Raw genomic sequence first — 17601 nt, forward strand, 5'->3', positions numbered from 1 at the left:
GCCCGATGCCACTTAGGCTGCGGGGTTCAGGTCCAGAGAAATGGAGTCCGCAGCGGCGCGCAGAGCGGGAATGGCACGCTGCGCAAACGCATCATCGACCCGCGACACCGGCCCGGACACGCTGATGGCGGTGGGCGTCGGCGCATTCGGAACCCCCATCGCGAAGCAGCGCACACCGAGTTCCTGCTCGCCATCGTCGATGGAGTACCCGCGTTCCCGGATTTGAGCCAGGTCCACCAGTAGATCATCCACCGTTCCGATGCTCATGGTCGTGGGCGTCGGCATGCCTGTCCTGGCCATAATGGCGCGCACGGCGTCATCGCCCAGCTGCGCCAGAATCGCCTTGCCGACCCCGGTGGCGTGAGTGTGCGCGCGTCGGCCGACCTCCGTGAACATGCGCATGGAGTGTTTGGACGGAGCCTGGGCGATGTACAGCGCCATGTCGGCATCGAGAACGGCCATGTTCGCCGTCTCCCCGAGCTGATCGACCAGCGACCGAAGTTGCAGGCCGGCGAGAACGCCAAGCTGCTGGCTTGCTGCCGTTCCGAGGCGAATGAGTCCGGGGCCCAGGACGTACCGCCGATTGGCGAGCTGGCGGATGTACCCCTTGGCCATCAGCGTGCGCAGCAGTCGATGGATGGTGGGCAGCGGCAGGTCGGTAGAGGCCGCGAGCTCACTCAGCATCACCTCTCCACCGGCAGCCGTGATCAGCTCCAGGAGCTCGAAAACCCGTTCTACGGACTGCACACCGCTACCAGCGCCGCGTTCCGCCATCTGCCAGCCTCCAGACCGTGTGTGACAACGGATTTCTGCACTGCGAAAATCGTCGCCGGGTTCTTCAGAGTACACAGCAGTTGACGCGGGGCCGCACCGACCCTATTCTTTTCGTATAACAGAAACTAACTTCCACGATACGAAATTATCTGGAACGAAGTCACTGATTTGTCGACTCGAGCAAGGACGCCCATGCCGTACACCGTAAACTGCTCCATCCTGCTGACCGAGCTGCCGTTGCTCCAGCGCCCGGCCGCCGCCAAGGCCGCCGGCTTCGACGCGGTCGAGTTCTGGTGGCCCTTTGCCGCCGCGGTTCCCACCGAATCGGACATTGCCGACTTTGAGAACGCGATCACGGATGCCGATGTTCGGCTGACCGGTTTGAATTTCGCGGCCGGGGACATGCCGGCCGGAGACCGGGGCCTGGTCTCCTGGCCCGCCCGTTCCCACGAGTTCCGCGACAACCTGGCGGTCGCGGCCGGTATCGGCGGGCGCCTCGGCTGCACGTCCTTCAATGCCCTCTACGGAAACCGCATCGACGGCGTCGCCGCCGAGGAACAAGACGAGCTCGCTGTCGAAAACCTCTCCCTCGCCGCGCGATCCGTCGCCCCGATCGGTGGCACCGTGCTGCTGGAGCCGGTGAGCGGTGCACCGAGGTATCCCCTGCGAACGGCGGCCGACGTGCTGGCCGTCATCGACCGGGTACGCGCCGAGACCGGCGACACGAACATCAAATTGCTCGCCGACTTTTACCACCTCGCCGTCAACGGCGACGACGTCGACGCCGTGATCATCGAGCACGCACACGAATTCGGCCACATCCAGATTGCCGATGCACCGGGCCGCGGCGAACCAGGAACGGGCACGTTGCCGATTCAGGAGTGGCTCGCGCATAGTCAGGAGCTCGGCTACCAGGGCGTCATCGGGCTTGAGTACAAGACGGCCGCAGCAGATCCGTTCGCCTGGCTCGAAGCTGTCCAACCGACCACGCGCATTCACCACCAGTGAGAAAAGGACAACGAAAATGATCAATGTTGCCGTCATCGGCCTGGGAATCATGGGCCTTCCCATGGCGATCAATCTCGTCAAGGCCGGCCATAACGTCATCGGCTTCAACCGCAGTCCGGCACGGATCGATCAATTGGTCGCCGCGGGCGGCCGCGGCGCGGCCAACATCATCGAAGCCGTGCGGGAAGCCGATGTGGTCATCACGATGCTGCCCGACTCGCCCGATGTCGAAGACGTCGTCGACGGCCCGGACGGCGTCTTCGCCAACACCCCGGCCGACGCCACGTGGATTGACACCAGCACCATCCGTCCCGACGTCACCGTTCGCCTCGCCAATGCCGCACGGGAAGCCGGCCTCAAAGCCGTCGACGCCCCCGTCTCCGGCGGTGAGGCCGGGGCGATCGAGGGCACCCTGTCGATCATGGTCGGTGGGGATGCCGCCGACGTCGAGGCCGTTCGCGGCGTGCTCGACTCGATGGGCAGCACCGTTGTACACGTCGGTCCGGCCGGGTCCGGCCAGACGGTCAAGGCCGCTAACCAGCTCATCGTCGCCGGTACCATCCAGCTCGTCTCCGAGGCGCTCGTTTTTCTGGAGGCCCACTCGGTTGACACCCAGGCCGCCGTCACGGTTCTCGCCGGCGGATTGGCCGGTAATCGCATCCTGGACCGCAAGGCCGCCTCGATGCTGGAACGCCGCTTCGAACCGGGTTTCCGGGTCGACCTGCACCACAAGGACCTCGGCATCGTCACCGCCGCCGCCCGCGCCGCCGGTGTCGCCATTCCGCTGGGTGCGGTGGTGGCCCAGCTGATGGGCGCCCTGCGCGCCGAAGGCCACGGTTCGCTCGATCACTCGGCTCTGCTGTTACTGGTCGAGCAGATGTCCGGCCGCTCACACGTCGACCCACCAACTATTTAGCTCCAAGGAGAACCACATGTCTAAAATGCGTGCAGTCGACGTTGCCGTCGCCATCCTCGAGAAAGAGGGAGCTACCCAAACCTTCGGCGTTCCGGGCGCCGCCATCAACCCGTTCTACTCCGCTATGCGCGCCCATGGCGGCATCGACCACATCCTGGCCCGTCACGTCGAGGGCGCTTCGCACATGGCCGAGGGATTCACCCGCACCAAAGCCGGCAACATCGGCGTGTGTATCGGCACCTCCGGACCGGCCGGCACCGACATGATGACCGGGCTCTACTCCGCGTGGGCCGACTCCACGGCCATCCTCTGCATCACCGGCCAGGCGCCGGTGAGCAAGCTGCACAAGGAAGACTTCCAAGGCGTCGACATCGCCTCTATTGCGGCCCCCGTCACCAAAATGGCCGTCACCGTGCTCGAGGCCGGGCAGGTTCCCGGCGTCTTCCAGAAAGCGTTCTACCTGATGCGCTCCGGCCGCCCGGGCCCGGTGCTGATCGACTTGCCCATCGATGTGCAGCTCACGGAAATCGAGTTCGACATCGACACCTATGAGCCACTGGCGGTGGCCAGGCCCGCGGCATCGGTTGCCCAGCTGAAGAAGGCACTCGCGATGCTGCTGCAGGCCAAGCGCCCGGTGATCATCGCCGGTGGCGGCGTGATCAACGCGGATGCCTCAAGGGAGTTGGTGCAGCTCGCCGAGGTATTGAATATTCCGGTGATTCCCACGCTGATGGGCTGGGGCAGCATTCCGGACGACCACCGGCTCGCGGCCGGCATGGTGGGACTGATGACCTCGCACCGCTATGGCAATGCGACCATGCTCGAATCGGATTTCGTTCTCGGCATCGGTAACCGCTGGGCCAACCGGCACACTGGAGGCCTCGACACGTACACGAAGGGTCGCACGTTCATTCATATCGACATCGAACCCACCCAGATCGGGCGCATCTTCTCCCCCGACTTCGGCATCGTCTCCGATGCCGGGGCTGCCCTTCGCGGTCTGGTTGAACTCGCACGGCGCTACCAGGCCGAAGGCGGATTGCCCGATTGGGAGAGCTGGGTCGAGAGCTGCGTGCACCGCAAGAACACGATGCAGCGCAAGACCCACTTCGACAACCTACCGATGAAGCCGCAGCGCGTGTATGAGGAGATGAATCGGGCATTCGGCACCGAGACCCGATATGTGACCACGATCGGGCTCTCCCAGATTGCCGGGGCACAGTTTCTGAACGTGTTCCACCCGCGGCACTGGATCAATTGCGGCCAGGCCGGTCCCCTCGGCTGGACGCTGCCCGCCGCCCTCGGCGTAGCCGTGGCCGATCCGACGAAAACGGTCGTCGGGCTCAGCGGCGACTACGACTTTCAGTTCATGATCGAAGAACTGGCGGTGGGCGCCCAATTCCACATCCCGTACATCCATATCGTCGTGAACAACTCCTATCTCGGCCTGATCCGGCAGGCGCAGCGCCGGTTCGACATGGATTATCAGGTGTCGCTCGCCTTCGAGAACATCAACTCGCCCGAACTCGAGGGGTACGGCGTCGACCACGTCAAGGTGGCCGAGGGCCTCGGCTGCAAGGCCATCCGGGTGCGCGAAGCCGACGATCTGCAGGCAGCGTTCGCCCAGGCTCGGGAATGGATGGCCGAGTTCCGGGTACCCGTGGTCGTCGAGGTCATCCTCGAGCGGGTCACGAATATCTCCATGGCCGCCGCCGAGATCGACGCCGTGATCGAGTTCGAAGCCCTGGCTGAGACAGCGGCGGATGTACCCACCGCGCTGTCCTTTACGGCCTGACTCGCCCCATTGACTGAGTGCACGTGCAATTCACGAACAAAGGAGTTCTTGTGAGTACAACAACCGTTAGTGCCCAGACCGGCAGTCCCGTGTTCGGAGCCCTCCGCACGGCCGTGACCGATCCGGCCCGGGTGAAGACCCGGGCCATCGACCTCTACGCCAATGCCCACGATGCCTCGCACTTCCTGCTGATCCCGCAGGCGGTCGTGGTGGCCACGGACGCTGCGGAGGTCGGCGCGCTCCTGCGCGTTGCTGCCGCACAGGGTGTGCACCTCACGTTCCGGTCGGGAGGCACCAGCCTGAGCGGGCAGGCCATCACCGACGGGGTCCTGGTCGATGTGCGTCGCAACTTCAAAAACATCGAGGTGCTCGACGAGGGTCTGCGGGTGCGGGTGCAGCCGGGCGCCACCGTGCGGGCCGTGAACACCCGGCTGGCCAAGTACGGCCGCAAGTTCGGGCCCGACCCGGCGAGCGAGTCCGCCGCAACCATCGGCGGCGTCGTGGCCAACAATTCCTCCGGAATGGCGTGCGGTACCGTCGACAACACCTACCAGACCCTCGAATCGGTCGTCGTGGTGCTGCCTAGCGGCACCGTCGTCGACACCGGTGCAGCGGATGCCGACGATCAGCTCCACAAGCGGGAGCCGGTTTTATATAACGGCCTGCTCGAACTGGCACGGCGCACCCGGAGCAATCCGGCCTCCGTCGCCACCATTCGGCAGCAGTTCTCGATGAAGAACACCATGGGTTATGGCGTGAACTCTCTTCTGGACTTCGACCGGCCGGTGGACATGCTCGCGCACCTGATTGTGGGCAGCGAGGGCACGCTGGGCTTCGTGGCCGAGACGGTTTTTCGTACCGTGCCCAAACTGCCGCACGTGACGACGGCGCTGCTCGTGTTTCCCGGGCTCGAGGCCGCCACAGCCGCTCTGCCGGCCCTTGTGGCGACCGGCGCGGCCACCCTGGAACTGATGGACGCGTTATCGCTGACTGTGGGGCAGCAGATGCCCGGTGCCCCGGCCATCGTGCTCGACCTCGTTGTTCAGGAGCATGCCGCCCTCCTCGTGGAATACCACGCCGAGTCGTCCGAGAAACTGGCGCAGCTGCTCGAGACCGGCATGCAGACCGTCAACATGCTGGATCTCACCCTGCCGGCCGATTTCACGACCGATGCGGGCATTCGCGGCCAACTGTGGTACCTGCGCAAGGGGATCATCCCAGCCGTGGGCGGCACCCGGCCGCAGGGCACGAGCGCCCTGCTCGAAGACATCGTGGTCCCCGTGCCGGCGCTCGCCCGCACCTGCATGGAGCTCATGCGACTATTTGCCAAGTACGAATACGAGAATTCGATGATTTTCGGTCATGCCAAAGACGGCAACGTACACTTCATGCTCACCGACGATTTCGGCAGCCCGACCGGGCTGGAACGGTTCAGCCGGTTCACCGAAGACTTGGTCGACCTCGTACTCGGCGAGGGTGGTTCGCTCAAAGCCGAGCACGGCACCGGGCGCGTCATGGCACCCTACGTGCAACGCCAATACGGCGACGAGCTCTATGACGTCATGCGGCGCATCAAGGTATTGTTCGACCCGGCCGGCCTGCTCAACCCGGGTGTGCTCATCAATGACGACCCGAACGCGCACCTCAAAGATCTCAAGGCCATCCCAGCCGTGGCAAGCGAAGTAGACCGCTGCACCGAGTGTGGCTGGTGCGAACCGGTCTGCCCGAGCCGTAATGTGACGCTCACCCCCCGGCAACGCATCGTGTCGCTGCGTGCAATCGAACAGGCCCGGCTCGATGGCAATCTCGCCCTCGTGGCCGAGCTGGAGAAAGACTACGAGTACGACGCCGTACAGACCTGCGCCGCCGACGGCATGTGCCAGACAGCCTGCCCGGTGACGATCAACACCGGCGACCTCATGAAACGCCTGCGCCGAGATGACGCCAACCCGGTCGAGAAGGCCATCTGGAATGTTGCCGCGAAGAACTGGGGCGCCGTGACCCGGGTTGCCGGCGTGGCCTTGAGTGTGGTTCGCACGGTACCCGTCGACGTCATCCTCGTACCCAACAAGCTGGCCCGCGCCGTGCTCGGCACAGACGCCGTGCCCCTCTATTCCCCCGAACTGCCCGGTGGCGGCGCCAGCCGCAAACATCGGGCGGTGACGACTGCGCCTAAAGCACGCCCGTCCATCACAGTCGAAGAAAGCGAAACCAGACATGCGTAATCCACCGTCGGAAACCACCCGGCAGCGTACCGTGCCAACACATGCGCCGCAGGCTGTCTATTTTCCCGCTTGCGTGCAGACAATGTTCGGTCCGGCCACCACGGGAACTTGCGGCGTGCAGGTCGGCTTCGAGCAGTTGTGCGAACGCGCCGGTATCACCCTTCTCGTTCCGGCCGGAATCGACGCGCTGTGCTGCGGCACACCATGGTCGTCCAAGGGCATGGCCGACGGGCTCGCCACGATGAGCCAAAAAACCCTTGCCGTACTGCGCGCCGCCACCGGCGAGGGCGTCCTGCCCGTCATCTGTGATGCCTCCTCCTGTACCGAGGGCCTTCGCCACATCATCGAGGGCGATACCAGCGCGCGGCCCCTGACCGTCATCGACGCGGTGGAGTTCGCAGCCACCCACATTCTGCCGAGCCTGCCGGGGTATCAAAAAATCGAGTCTCTCGCGCTGCACCCCACCTGCTCCTCGACCCGAATGGGCATCAACCCGGCCCTCGACACCATCGCCGACGCCATCGCCGAACGCGTCGAGATCCCTGAGAATTGGGGGTGTTGCGCGTTCGCCGGCGACCGAGGAATGCTCCATCCTGAACTCACCGCATCTGCCACCCGCGCTCAGGCCGCGGACGTCGTCGCCATGGGCGCCACCGCCCACGCCTCCTGCAACCGCACCTGCGAACTCGGAATGACGCGTGCCACCGGCAAACCGTATCGCCACGTACTCGAAATCCTGGAGGAGGTGACGCGACCCTAGTGAGCTGAAGCTCCAACACGCACCACCACTTGAAAACAAAGGAGTTTTTCTGTGAAATTAGTCGATGCACCATTTCAGCAGATCATTGATCCGATCGCTGGATCCCTGGTCTTTTCGGCCATCTGCGCGGCCCTGCCCCTCATTCTTCTCTTCGTGCTGCTGGGCGTTTTCAAGGTCAAGGCGCACAAGGCCGCCCTGGCCAGCCTGCTGCTGTCCGTTATGCTCGCCCTGGTCGGCTGGCAGATGCCCCTCGGCCAGACACTCAGCGCCGTCGGAGCAGGAGCCGTCTACGGAGTGATCCCGATCCTGTGGATCCTGATCAACGCCCTGTGGATCTTCAAGCTGACCGTCGCGACCCCGTGGTTCGAGGTACTCGGACGCACCATCCGTTCCATTAGCGATGACATGCGGATTCTGTCGATCCTGATCGCCTTCTGCTTCGGCGCCCTGCTCGAGGCACTGGCTGGTTTCGGGGCACCGGTGGCCATCACTGCGGCCATGCTTCTGGCCGCCGGCATGAAACCGCTCAAATCGGCGATGGTGGCCCTCCTTGCAAACACTGCCCCGGTGGCTTTTGGATCGGTGGCGGCACCGATCATCGCCCTCAGCGGCGTCACTGGGCTCCCCATTCATGACCTCGCGTCGATGATCGGTCGGCAAACCCCGTTCATGGCCCTGCTGGTACCGCTCGTGTTGGTCTTCATCGTCGACGGCAAGCGCGGCGTGAAACAGACCTGGCCGGTGGCGGTAGTCGCCGGCGTTGTCTTCGCGGTGGCACAGTTTTTCGCCTCCAACTTTCTCGCCGTCGAACTTGTGGACGTGATTGCCGCCCTCGCAACCATCGCCGCCGTGCTGGCCATGTTGCGGTTCTGGCAGCCGCGCGAAACCATCGGATTGTCAGCGACAGCCACCAATTCACCCTTGGATGACTTGCGGGTGCGCACCGGCGCCGCCCACAACGGCGGTGCGCTGGCGGCTCGGGCCGGGGCGTCCGCTGCCGCTTCCTCCTTCGCTGTGGCAACGTCATCGATCGACGCGGCGCCGATGAAAACGATGCGGCCCGCCGCCCGCCAGGTCTGGACGGCCATCGCTCCCTACCTGATCATCATCGCGATCTTCTCGATTGCCCAAGTGCCGATAGTCAAGGCCTGGCTGACCGCTTTCGGCAGCGTGACGTTCCGGTGGCCGGGACTGGATGTGATCGACCCGGCCGGCAATCCGGTTGTCGCTCAGCTCTTCAAACTGGACCATCTCAAAGCAGCGGGCACATCCGTGCTGATCTCCGGTGCGGTCTTGATGGCCCTGTACAAGATCACGCCTCGCCAGGGACTGCGGATCTACCGGGAAACCCTGATGCAGCTGCGTTGGACCATCGTCACCGTCACCGCCGTACTCGCCCTGTCATTCGTGATGAATTTGTCCGGACAGGCCAGCACGCTGGGCGTCGCCCTCGCCTCCACCGGCGGTTTCTTCGCCCTACTCTCCCCTCTGCTGGGATGGATCGGTGTGGCGTTGACGGGATCCGACACCTCGTCCAACTCCCTGTTCGGGCAGTTGCAGGTCTCCGCCGCCAACTCGGCTGGCCTCTCGCCGGTCTTGATGGCTGCCGCGAATTCCTCAGCCGGGGTGCTGGGCAAGATGCTCTCGCTGCAAAATCTTGCAGTGGCCGCGGCTGCCGTGGGGCTCGCCGGGGCGGAGAGCGCGCTGCTCCGCAAGCTGATCGGTTGGAGTCTGGGCCTTCTCGTGCTGATGACCCTCTTGATCTGGCTGCAATCCACCCCCGTGCTCAGCTGGATGGTGCCCTGACGGCGGCGCTCACGACGCTCGACCTGCCCCGGCTGCCCCGGCTGCCTGCGCCGAATGCGCCGACGGTGCCGACGGTGCCGACGGCGAACTTTCGGGCTGGCTCGGGGCCGCTCCGGCGACGAGTACGCTCGAAATGTGTTGTCTCGCGATCTGATTCGGCTGTACCCCGAGCTCTACCACGTGGCCGCCGATGGAAGCTGGCCCGCCATCTGGCGGCACGGGCTGCTCAGTCCAGCCGCGCTCGTCACCCGATGGGGCGTCAAGCAGGGTGCCCCTCAGGCTGCCATTCTGGGCAAGCGCCGAGGCGAGTCGCGCGTGCTGGAGCATGCCCAATTCGGCACCGCGGTCATCCGTCACCAGAAGGCCATCCATGAGCCGTCGCTCGAAGACGCCCTCGAAGACATGACATTGGCCGAATGGTACGCGGCGCTGAACGACCGCGTCTTCTTTCACCTGCAGCCACGGCTGCTGCGCGACCTGCTGAATGCCCGCTCCTATCGCGACGATGCCCACACGGTGATCACCGTGAACACCAGGAGCCTGGTCGCTGCCCACGAAGACGAGATCGAGCTGAGCGCGATCAACTCCGGCTTCGCGCATCGGCACAACAAGGAGCCGCGCGGGCGGGGCACCTTCGAATCGATCGAAGACTACCGGCACCCGACCCGTTCTCACGCGGTGACCAAGGGACAGGACATCGCCGAACTCGCCATCGCGCGCGGGGTGCGCGACCTGCGCGACCACGTCGTACGCGTCGAGCGGATGCGCGAGGGCACGGTTCTCGAGCGCCTCGCCTGACCCATTGGCTCAGCGTACGGCGAGGTACTCCACGGCAGCGACGATGAGGGGCGATGTGCAGGCGGCGAGCAACGTCGCGGCCGCCGCGGCGGCGAGCACCGTGAACGTGGTACGCCGCGTTCGGGCGGCCGCGACCTGCTGTTCGAGTGCGGTGAACCGGGCGTGCAGGTGCGCTGGCGCAAGCCGCTGGGGAGCTGCTCGCCAGGTCGCGGGGTCGTCGATGAGCGCGGTGACCGCGGCCTGCTGTTCCGGGGTGAGCGTTCGCGGGCGCGCCACGAGCCACCGGCGCAGTCGCGGCGAATCGATGACTGTGACGGCATTGGGTTTGCGGTCAAGCAGAATTTTGTGCGGGTTGACCAGCACGATCATGGGTTCAACAACGCTCGCTGCCGGCATCACCGCCGCCAACAACGCGGTGATCTGGGCCGATTCAAACCGAGCATCACGCAGGTACGGCATGGCGTGGTTGCCGATGGGAATCGAGCGCGGCGACCCGGTCAGGTCGCGGTCCCAGTGAGTTTTCGCGTTGATCGAGAAGACCCCTCCCGGACCCACGACGAGGTGGTCGACCCAGAACGCCGTACTGCGAATGGGCAGGGAATGATAAACACTGTAGTCATCGGGCAGCCGTGTGAGAATGTCGCCGACAATCATCTCGGCCTGCGCAGCGCGAAGCCAGCCCAGTCCATTCGCATCGAGCGGCGCGACACCCAGGGTGCGTGCGAACCAGGACTGCGGCGGCCGGTCTTCGTGCTGGCGCAGCAGTTCCTCGACAACGGATTGACCGGCGAACCGACCCGGGGCTATGGACACCGGGGGCATGCTGCGCGCCACAGAGACTGCCGGCTCGTGATCATGAGCCTGCATTCCAGCACCAAGAGTTGTCATAGCCACGTTCACTTGCCTCACCACGGGTTCGAACCCCGTATCATCGTGCCACCGACACCTGCCGATTCCGTCCTAACAATCGGCTGCGCCACAGCTTTAGTTAGCAAATCGTAAGTAATACTCATTCACGCTCCGAGGCGACCCCGAGGCTGGTGCAAAGCATTTGCTGTCAATATAAGGTGGCGTCCCCTGCCGGGGCCTCCCCCACTAAGTAGGGCAACGTCGGCTAGCCTGAAATCACCCCACCGATTGGATTCACTCGTGAAACACCTGACTTTCACTGTTTGCGCGATCGCGGGACTCGCCTTCAGCGGCCTGGCCGTGCTTCTGCTGCTGGCCAACCTGCTCTCGAGTAACCAGTTCGTCGACGTGATCCTACCGGCCGCCGTGGTCTCGCTCGTCGTCGGTGGCGCTTTCTCGGTGCGCGCGCGACTGCTGTCGGCCAAGGGTCACGGCCCGACGAAGCGCGTGCGCTAGACCCCCACGCTACCGGGCTGGGGCAGGATCGTCGGACGAATACCCCAGGTCAGCGGGTTGTCGATCACGGCGGCGAGTTCCATTCGTTCGATCGGGCGTAGCACCTGTGGGCGTGCGACCAGCCAGTCGCCGAGCGCTGCAGCACCGAGCACCGGCACCGGCACCGATGGTGTCCGGCCAGAGGCCATTTTGGTCGGCCCGGCCGTGCCCAAACCCGACTTGACCCAACCCGAACGGCCGGTGATCCATAGCGCGCGGGTGCCCAGCAGCACGAGTGCGGGCTGCACCGCGGTGCGCAGCGGCAGTCGACCGCGCAGGAGCACCGTGAGGCGGTTGGCGCCGGCTGTGGCCACCGTGAGATCCGGCGAGCGCTGCCCGGCAACGAGCACAGTCTGTCGGTGCACCCAGGCGATCTGGCCGTCGAACAGTCGTGCATGCAGGGCAAGAACCCCGCCGGGGCCCACTAGCAGGCGCATCACGCCCGCGCCATCACCGCCGAACCTGGGTAACGTGAATGCGGCCCAGTTTTCGGGAAGCGCCGCGAGCAGCGTGTCGATGGCCGATTCACTGCGAGCTCTGGCCAACGCCAGGTCGATCGGCGTGACCGCAGGGCGGGGCGCATAGCCGGGCAGCCAGGCTGGTCCTACCAATGATCGTGGCGTTGCGGTGCGATTCGATTCGAGTGGTTCCGGGGGCGTCGAAGGACGCCGCCACGTGGAGAGTATATGAATCATCAGTGCTCCTCGCCGGGTTCTATATCTTGCCAGTGCCACCCCTGTCGCAAGACCCCCAGAATGGGGGACGTTTTTCGAAACGAATCTTGCCCCGTTGCGAGGCGCCCGCGCCACACCACGTATATTCGGAGGGTCGTGCCGTGCGGCCAGAAGGAGCATCATGACCGTTCGACGCTCGACCCGATCATTTCTGGTGATGGGGTTGGTCGTGGGTGTGCTCGGGGCGATCCTGGTGGGAACCGCGGTGGCGGGATCATCCGTCTCGTCGAACCTGGCCGTCCCGACAACCAGCGCGCTGCCAACAGCGACAGCCGAACCCGCACTGACGCCCGATTCGACGCCCGATTCGACCGCCGAAGCGACGGCCACGACCGACATCGCGGCCCTTTCCGTGCTGGAGACCCTGCCGGTGAAGGGGCGCGCGCCCCAGACCGGCTACGACCGCGAGGAAAGTTTCGGATCGGCCTGGCAAGACGTGGACCAGAACGGATGCGACACCCGCAACGACATCCTGGCCCGCGACCTGAGCGCCCTCGTGGTCGAGGGCGGCTGCGAGGTGCAGGGCGGCACCCTGCTCGGACCGTACACCGGCCTGACCATCACCTTCGTGCGCGGGCGGGCGACCTCGTCGCTCGTGCAGATCGACCACCTCGTGGCACTGTCCAATGCCTGGCAGACCGGAGCGCAGCAGCTGTCGCAGGAACAGCGGGTGGCGCTCGCCAATGATCCCCTCAATCTGCTCGCCGTTGACGGCGTGACCAATTCACGCAAGGGTGACGGCGACACGGCCACCTGGTTGCCGCCGCTGAAAACCTTCCGTTGCGCCTACGTAGCACGGCAGGTTTCGGTGAAGGCGACCTATGCGCTGTGGGTGACCGCCGCCGAACACGATGCGATGACGCGCATCCTGTCCAACTGCCCCAACGAACTCGCGACGACGACGACGACGACCCCGACGACGGACGCCGTCGTCGCGCCTACGTCGGCGCCGGTCGCCGAGACTCCGCGCGACGTCTATTTTCACAACTGCACCGCGGCCCGTGAGTCCGGTGCGGCCCCGGTTCACGTCGGTGACCCCGGCTACGGCGGCCATCTCGATCGCGACGGCGACGGCGCCGGCTGCGAATAGTCCCTCGCAGAAGCCGCTTTGCGCCGTGCGCTCGCATAGTGTCGCGCCACTTCTGCAGGGCTCGACCCTTTGGTTCCGGCGCGGCTACCGAGCGCTGGCAATCTGCGGAAGCAGCAGCAGCACATGCAGGGCACCAAGTGTGCTGAGAACTATTCCGAGTGTCATCCATCGCAGGCGGGTGTATCGCGCGTGGGCCACTTCTGCCTCGAGCTCGCTAAAGCGCTGCAGAATCTCAGCCGGCTTCAGTGCTGTGAGCGCCTGCCAGAGCGCGGGGTTCTCGACGAATCGGGTAATTTCCAACCGGTCTAGGGGGGCTAGTACGGAGGGGAGCCCCTGCAACCAGGTACACAGGTCGGTGGCCTCGATGATTTTTACCCGCGACGGCTGCGTCTGCACGGTCACACGTTTGGTATCGACGAGTACGACGACACCCCGTACCGACACTGTGCTCGGCATCCGCTTGGAAAGCAGGGTGGTGAGACTGACCGCCTCGAATTCGGCCTCCCTTATATACGGAATCTTTCGGGCGCCGACGAGTACGCTGCGTCCGGCGACCAGTACAGATTTGCGCGCCTGACGGTCAGAATGGAGGGCGAATACGCCGCCGGGTCCGATCACGAGGTGGTCGACGTCGGCGCCGCTGTCGCCCACCGGCAGGGAATGGAAGACGATCCATCCCCGAGGCAGCTCGGCCAGCGCGAGCCCCACGGCGATTTCCGCCCGGGCGGCGTCGAGGCAACGCACGCTGTCGGCGCCGAGCGGCGACCGACCGACCAGGCGCTCCAGCTTCCGGCGGGGGGCAACCAGCCGTTGCTCGAGGAGGAGCACTTCTATGATCGACTGCGCGGGGCACCGCAGTCGCATTATGGGCGCATCGATTGTCACGGTTCTCCTGTTCGGTGCTTGAATATAACCGCCCGGCAGCCAGTTGGAGCAGCCCCCGATCGGGCGGTGCGCACACCAGGTGCCTGAATTACCGCGTTCCGAGAACTTCGTACACCCCAGTACGGGGGGAGGCATCGGCCCGGATAGCCTGCCACCCCACGGGGTGTGCCACGATGACAGGGCCCGGTTGTTCGACAGCAACCCCACGGCACGACCAGCAAGGCATGTTGCCTCCAGTCGTAAAAATGTCCAGGGGAAGTCCATGATCGACAATGATCTGTCGCGCGCTGTCACAAACACGCAGGCCGCAGCGACGGCCGCCGTGGTCGCGTTCAATGCGAGCACGTCACCGGAGCTACCGGAGGGCCAGCAAACCTCCTTCACGACGAACGCCCGGGCGACCGCCGCTGCTTCGGCGACGTCCTACGCCACCCAGCAAGGAGTCAGCGAGCAGCGTCACATCAACTATCGGTTGTGGATGCAGTCGCTCGATGGTCAGAAATACTGTGATTGGGCTCCCCGAGCAGCCCTGCTGAGCCAGGCGATCGCCGCTCGCGATGAAGCCATCACCGCCGCCTGGCGGTTCGATGCCAGCCAGGTCATCTCGTCGGCACAGCGCGAAGCCTTCACCACGAGTCAGCTGGGCACGACCGCGTCTCGATCACAACGCTCGCGATCCATTCGTCGAGGTGGTGTCGCTCTTATGCTGCTGTCCCCGGTGGTCTGGGTCTTCGCCTACTTCTTTGTCCTGGTCACCGGCGGTCAAGTCAGCATGCAGGCGATCCTTCCCATCGCCTGGCTGCTGCTTGGCACCGGAGTGGTCTTCGCCGGAGTGCGCATGGCTCGCCCGCTGCCCCTGGACGACGCAAGCGCAACCGCGGCATCCGTTACGCGGGTAGCCCTGCTCGGTTTTGATCCGCTCAGCCAGCCGGCCCGACTTCCGCGGACGTGGACCGAGGATCCCAAGGTGGGTGAGCGCCTCGACCGATTCATGCGCGATGCCTACACGAATTTTCCGACGCCGGGCGAGCTTCCGGCCCTGCGCATCCCGGACGTACGATCGGGGCGCACCGAGGCGTCTATTCAGGTGCGGGCCGTGCTCGAACAGTTCGCCGCAACGGATGCGTTGAACCGCCTCTGACCGGCCGACCGCGCTGGCAGGTCAACGGCGCTTGCATGATCTTCCCGGGAATCGACTGGGGCTTGCGCCGGCATAAAAGGGGCGTACATTTCTTCGCTTATGCTGAACCAAGCAACTTGGGCACGGCCGTTCGGTCTCCGGCTTCTGGGGGCACCGACGTTAGGCACTTGCACCATGAATAAGAAGAATATTCTCATCGCTGCCGCCGCAGGCGTAGTTCTACTACTCGCCGGCGCCGGCACTGCCCTGGCCGTGAGCGGCAACGACAATGACGGCCCGCTCACCGGCGAGACCCTCGACCGCGCGAGCAATGCAGCCATGGCCGGGGTCGGCCCCGGCACCGTGACCAAGGCCGAACGCAATGATGACGGCGGAAGCGCCTATGACCTTGAGTTGCGCCTCGACGACGGCAGGACCGTCGACGTTGAGCTCAACGATGCATTCGATGTGGTGTGGGTTGGCGATTTCGACACTGACGACTCCGACAGTTCAAGCACCAGCAGCAGCTCATCCACGCCCGACGCCACCCCTAGCGCCGAAGCCGACACGAGTGCCATCGACCAGGCGGCGAGCGAGCGAGCCAGCGCTGAGGCCGCCGCTCTCGCTGCGATCGGCAGCGGCCGGGTGACCGACTTCGACCGGGACGACGACTGGAACCACCTCTACGAGGTTGAGGTCACCGTCGATGATGGCACCGACCGCGACGTCGACCTCGACGCCAACTTCGTCGTCGTCAGCATCGACGACGTGCAGCAGTAAGACCCGTTTTCGCGTGTGGCGCTGAGCGAATTCGCTCAGCGCCACACGCGTTCGACGTCGTTAGCGCTCGACCAGGATGCCGTCTTCGTCGCAGTAGACGGTGCGTCCGGGCGTGAAGACGACGCCAGCGATCTCGACGACAGCATCCGCTACACCGGCCCCGGTCTTGGAACTCTTACGCGGGTTACTGCCGAGGGCTTTCACCCCAAGGTCGAGGGCTCCAATAGCGATACGGTCACGCACGGCACCGTTGATGATCGCGCCGGACCAGCCGTTCGCCACGGCGAGGTCGGCGATCATGTCGCCCATGAGCGCCGTGTTGAGTGAGCCGCCGCCATCGATGACGAGCACCGCCCCATTACCCGGCGTGGACAGGATCGACTTGAGCAGCGCGTTGTCTTCGAAACAGGTGACGGTGCGGATGGGGCCGCTGAACCGGGCTCGTCCGCCGATCGTCTGAAACTGCAGGGGTACGGATTGCAGCTCGTCGCCACGCTCATCATACAAATCGGCGGTCAAAACGGTCATTGTTCCTCCAGGGTCTCGGTGCTTCCAGAGTAGGGCCCGGCCTCGTGCCTGCCGTAACCGTGCACACCTGCGCTCATAACCAACCCGAAGGCAGTGTCGAGATCGAGGGGTGGAAAGCATCCGTTATATGCATGCTGCCCTGGCTGAAAACCGCACCGTGCTGCGCCGCCGTGACCGCCCTCAAGGTGAGTGATGCCGCTGCCACCGTCGAGGGCGAGTTTCTGATCATCTCCTGCGGATGGTCGCTCCCCGGCGCTGGCGTAGCGTTAGTGCATGACCGCGCGCACGAGCCCTGCCAGGGTACGGGAATGAGAGCGCGGACCGCGTTCGGTGTGGCGCGCCTGGGATTGACCGCGACGGGACTCGTTGCCCTCATCGGATATTTTCAGTACACACTCGGCGTGTCCACGTTCGCGATCGCGAATTTCTTCAGCTATTTCACGGTGCAGAGCGCCATCGTATCGATTCTCGTCTTCATGTCGGCTGCCGTTGTCGCGCTGCGACGGCCGACCGACCCGGCCTGGCTCGACATGCTTCGGGCCATGGTCACGACCTATATTCTGGTTTCGGGCGTGGTCTACGGCATCATCGTCTGGCAGTCCTCCAGCGCGAACTACTCCATCGAGGTGCCGTGGTCGAGCCAGTTTCTGCACTTCGTGATTCCGGTATTCGCCCTCATCGACTGGGTCGTCGACCCGTATAAGGCCCGCCTGCCGTGGAAATATCTCGGTTGGGCCATCGTTTTTCCCGTGTTCTGGCTAGTCTTCACGCTCATTCGTGGGCCGATCGTGGGCTGGTACCCCTACTTTTTTCTCGACGCCCGGCAGGTGAACGGCCCCGGCGAGACCGTGTTGTACTGCTTGATCATCGTGATGATCATCACCGGAATTGCGGCGCTGCTCACGGGGATCACCCGGCTGAAGCGGATGCCGCGGCATCTTCTTCCGCCGTGGCGCAACTCTGCCTGAGCCTTCCGCT

Annotated in this window: 15 protein-coding genes and 1 pseudogene; 11 read left to right on the forward strand and 5 right to left on the reverse strand. The window is 64.8% G+C overall.

The window, feature by feature from the left end:
• Window positions 1–12: 12 nt before the first annotated feature.
• Window positions 13–774, reverse strand: coding sequence for an IclR family transcriptional regulator (locus tag CXY83_RS15550; RefSeq protein ID WP_104198222.1), 762 nt, complete (start codon window positions 772–774; stop codon window positions 13–15).
• A gap of 192 nt (window positions 775–966) precedes the next feature.
• On the opposite strand from CXY83_RS15550, the gene CXY83_RS15555 reads away from it, so the two are divergent.
• The 6 genes and pseudogenes from CXY83_RS15555 (at window position 967) to CXY83_RS15580 (ending at window position 10082) form a co-directional block, all read left to right on the forward strand.
• A complete protein-coding gene (locus tag CXY83_RS15555; protein WP_104198223.1) occupies window positions 967–1782 on the forward strand; it encodes a hydroxypyruvate isomerase family protein in 816 nt (271 codons plus the stop codon).
• A 16-nt stretch (window positions 1783–1798) separates the two neighbouring features.
• Window positions 1799–2698: a 2-hydroxy-3-oxopropionate reductase gene (locus CXY83_RS15560; protein WP_104198224.1), complete on the forward strand. Its 900-nt coding sequence runs from the start codon at window positions 1799–1801 to the stop codon at window positions 2696–2698.
• A 16-nt stretch (window positions 2699–2714) separates the two neighbouring features.
• Complete coding sequence (gene gcl, locus CXY83_RS15565; RefSeq protein ID WP_104198225.1) at window positions 2715–4493, forward strand: glyoxylate carboligase; 1779 nt, start codon at window positions 2715–2717, stop codon at window positions 4491–4493.
• Between the two features lie 89 nt (window positions 4494–4582).
• Window positions 4583–7478 (forward strand): annotated as a pseudogene (locus CXY83_RS15570) (FAD-binding and (Fe-S)-binding domain-containing protein).
• Between the two features lie 51 nt (window positions 7479–7529).
• Window positions 7530–9284 carry an L-lactate permease gene (locus CXY83_RS15575; RefSeq protein WP_104198226.1) on the forward strand — a complete coding sequence of 585 codons (1755 nt, stop codon included), beginning with the start codon at window positions 7530–7532 and terminating at the stop codon, window positions 9282–9284.
• A gap of 135 nt (window positions 9285–9419) precedes the next feature.
• Complete coding sequence (locus CXY83_RS15580; protein ID WP_146069957.1) at window positions 9420–10082, forward strand: hypothetical protein; 663 nt, start codon at window positions 9420–9422, stop codon at window positions 10080–10082.
• Window positions 10083–10091: 9 nt separating this feature from the next.
• On the opposite strand, the gene CXY83_RS15585 is transcribed toward CXY83_RS15580, so the two are convergent.
• Window positions 10092–10895: a nuclease-related domain-containing protein gene (locus tag CXY83_RS15585; RefSeq protein ID WP_158251904.1), complete on the reverse strand. Its 804-nt coding sequence runs from the start codon at window positions 10893–10895 to the stop codon at window positions 10092–10094.
• A 336-nt stretch (window positions 10896–11231) separates the two neighbouring features.
• On the opposite strand from CXY83_RS15585, the gene CXY83_RS15590 reads away from it, so the two are divergent.
• Window positions 11232–11447 (forward strand): hypothetical protein, encoded by a 216-nt coding sequence (locus tag CXY83_RS15590; protein ID WP_134572642.1) that lies wholly within the window; start codon window positions 11232–11234, stop codon window positions 11445–11447.
• Here the strand turns inward: CXY83_RS15590 and CXY83_RS15595 are convergent.
• Window positions 11444–12181: a hypothetical protein gene (locus CXY83_RS15595; RefSeq protein WP_146069958.1), complete on the reverse strand. Its 738-nt coding sequence runs from the start codon at window positions 12179–12181 to the stop codon at window positions 11444–11446. The genes CXY83_RS15590 and CXY83_RS15595 overlap by 4 nt on opposite strands.
• 160 nt (window positions 12182–12341) lie before the next feature.
• Between CXY83_RS15595 and CXY83_RS15600 the strand changes: the two genes are divergently transcribed.
• A complete protein-coding gene (locus tag CXY83_RS15600; protein WP_104198231.1) occupies window positions 12342–13310 on the forward strand; it encodes a DUF1524 domain-containing protein in 969 nt (322 codons plus the stop codon).
• 84 nt (window positions 13311–13394) lie between these two features.
• Here the strand turns inward: CXY83_RS15600 and CXY83_RS15605 are convergent, their stop codons facing one another.
• On the reverse strand, window positions 13395–14195 hold the full coding sequence (locus CXY83_RS15605) for a nuclease-related domain-containing protein (RefSeq protein WP_158251905.1): 801 nt from the start codon (window positions 14193–14195) through the stop codon (window positions 13395–13397).
• A 262-nt stretch (window positions 14196–14457) separates the two neighbouring features.
• Between CXY83_RS15605 and CXY83_RS15610 the strand changes: the two genes are divergently transcribed.
• Both CXY83_RS15610 and CXY83_RS15615 read left to right on the forward strand, forming a co-directional pair.
• Window positions 14458–15336 (forward strand): hypothetical protein, encoded by an 879-nt coding sequence (locus CXY83_RS15610; protein ID WP_104198233.1) that lies wholly within the window; start codon window positions 14458–14460, stop codon window positions 15334–15336.
• A gap of 174 nt (window positions 15337–15510) precedes the next feature.
• Window positions 15511–16095 (forward strand): PepSY domain-containing protein, encoded by a 585-nt coding sequence (locus CXY83_RS15615; protein ID WP_158251906.1) that lies wholly within the window; start codon window positions 15511–15513, stop codon window positions 16093–16095.
• Window positions 16096–16155: 60 nt separating this feature from the next.
• Here CXY83_RS15615 and rraA read toward each other — a convergent pair whose 3' ends face one another.
• Window positions 16156–16623, reverse strand: a complete 468-nt coding sequence (gene rraA / locus CXY83_RS15620) for a ribonuclease E activity regulator RraA (protein ID WP_104198235.1) — start codon at window positions 16621–16623, stop codon at window positions 16156–16158.
• 44 nt (window positions 16624–16667) lie between these two features.
• On the opposite strand from rraA, the gene CXY83_RS15625 reads away from it, so the two are divergent.
• Complete coding sequence (locus tag CXY83_RS15625; RefSeq protein ID WP_146069959.1) at window positions 16668–17591, forward strand: Pr6Pr family membrane protein; 924 nt, start codon at window positions 16668–16670, stop codon at window positions 17589–17591.
• The last annotated feature ends 10 nt before the right edge of the window (window positions 17592–17601 follow it).

It is taken from the genome of Cryobacterium sp. M15, assembly GCF_002929675.1.
GTDB lineage: Bacteria > Actinomycetota > Actinomycetes > Actinomycetales > Microbacteriaceae > Cryobacterium > Cryobacterium lyxosi.

Bases quoted from the DNA above. Each gene is read 5' to 3' on its own strand.
- CXY83_RS15610 (WP_104198233.1), top strand. From the start codon at position 14,458: ATGATCGACAATGATCTGTCGCGCGCTGTCACAAACACGCAGGCCGCA.
- CXY83_RS15615 (WP_158251906.1), top strand. From the start codon at position 15,511: ATGAATAAGAAGAATATTCTCATCGCTGCCGCCGCAGGCGTAGTTCTA.
- CXY83_RS15600 (WP_104198231.1), top strand. From the start codon at position 12,342: ATGACCGTTCGACGCTCGACCCGATCATTTCTGGTGATGGGGTTGGTC.
- CXY83_RS15560 (WP_104198224.1), top strand. From the start codon at position 1,799: ATGATCAATGTTGCCGTCATCGGCCTGGGAATCATGGGCCTTCCCATG.
- CXY83_RS15550 (WP_104198222.1), bottom strand. From the start codon at position 774: ATGGCGGAACGCGGCGCTGGTAGCGGTGTGCAGTCCGTAGAACGGGTT.
- CXY83_RS15595 (WP_146069958.1), bottom strand. From the start codon at position 12,181: ATGATTCATATACTCTCCACGTGGCGGCGTCCTTCGACGCCCCCGGAA.
- gcl (WP_104198225.1), top strand. From the start codon at position 2,715: ATGTCTAAAATGCGTGCAGTCGACGTTGCCGTCGCCATCCTCGAGAAA.
- rraA (WP_104198235.1), bottom strand. From the start codon at position 16,623: ATGACCGTTTTGACCGCCGATTTGTATGATGAGCGTGGCGACGAGCTG.
- CXY83_RS15555 (WP_104198223.1), top strand. From the start codon at position 967: ATGCCGTACACCGTAAACTGCTCCATCCTGCTGACCGAGCTGCCGTTG.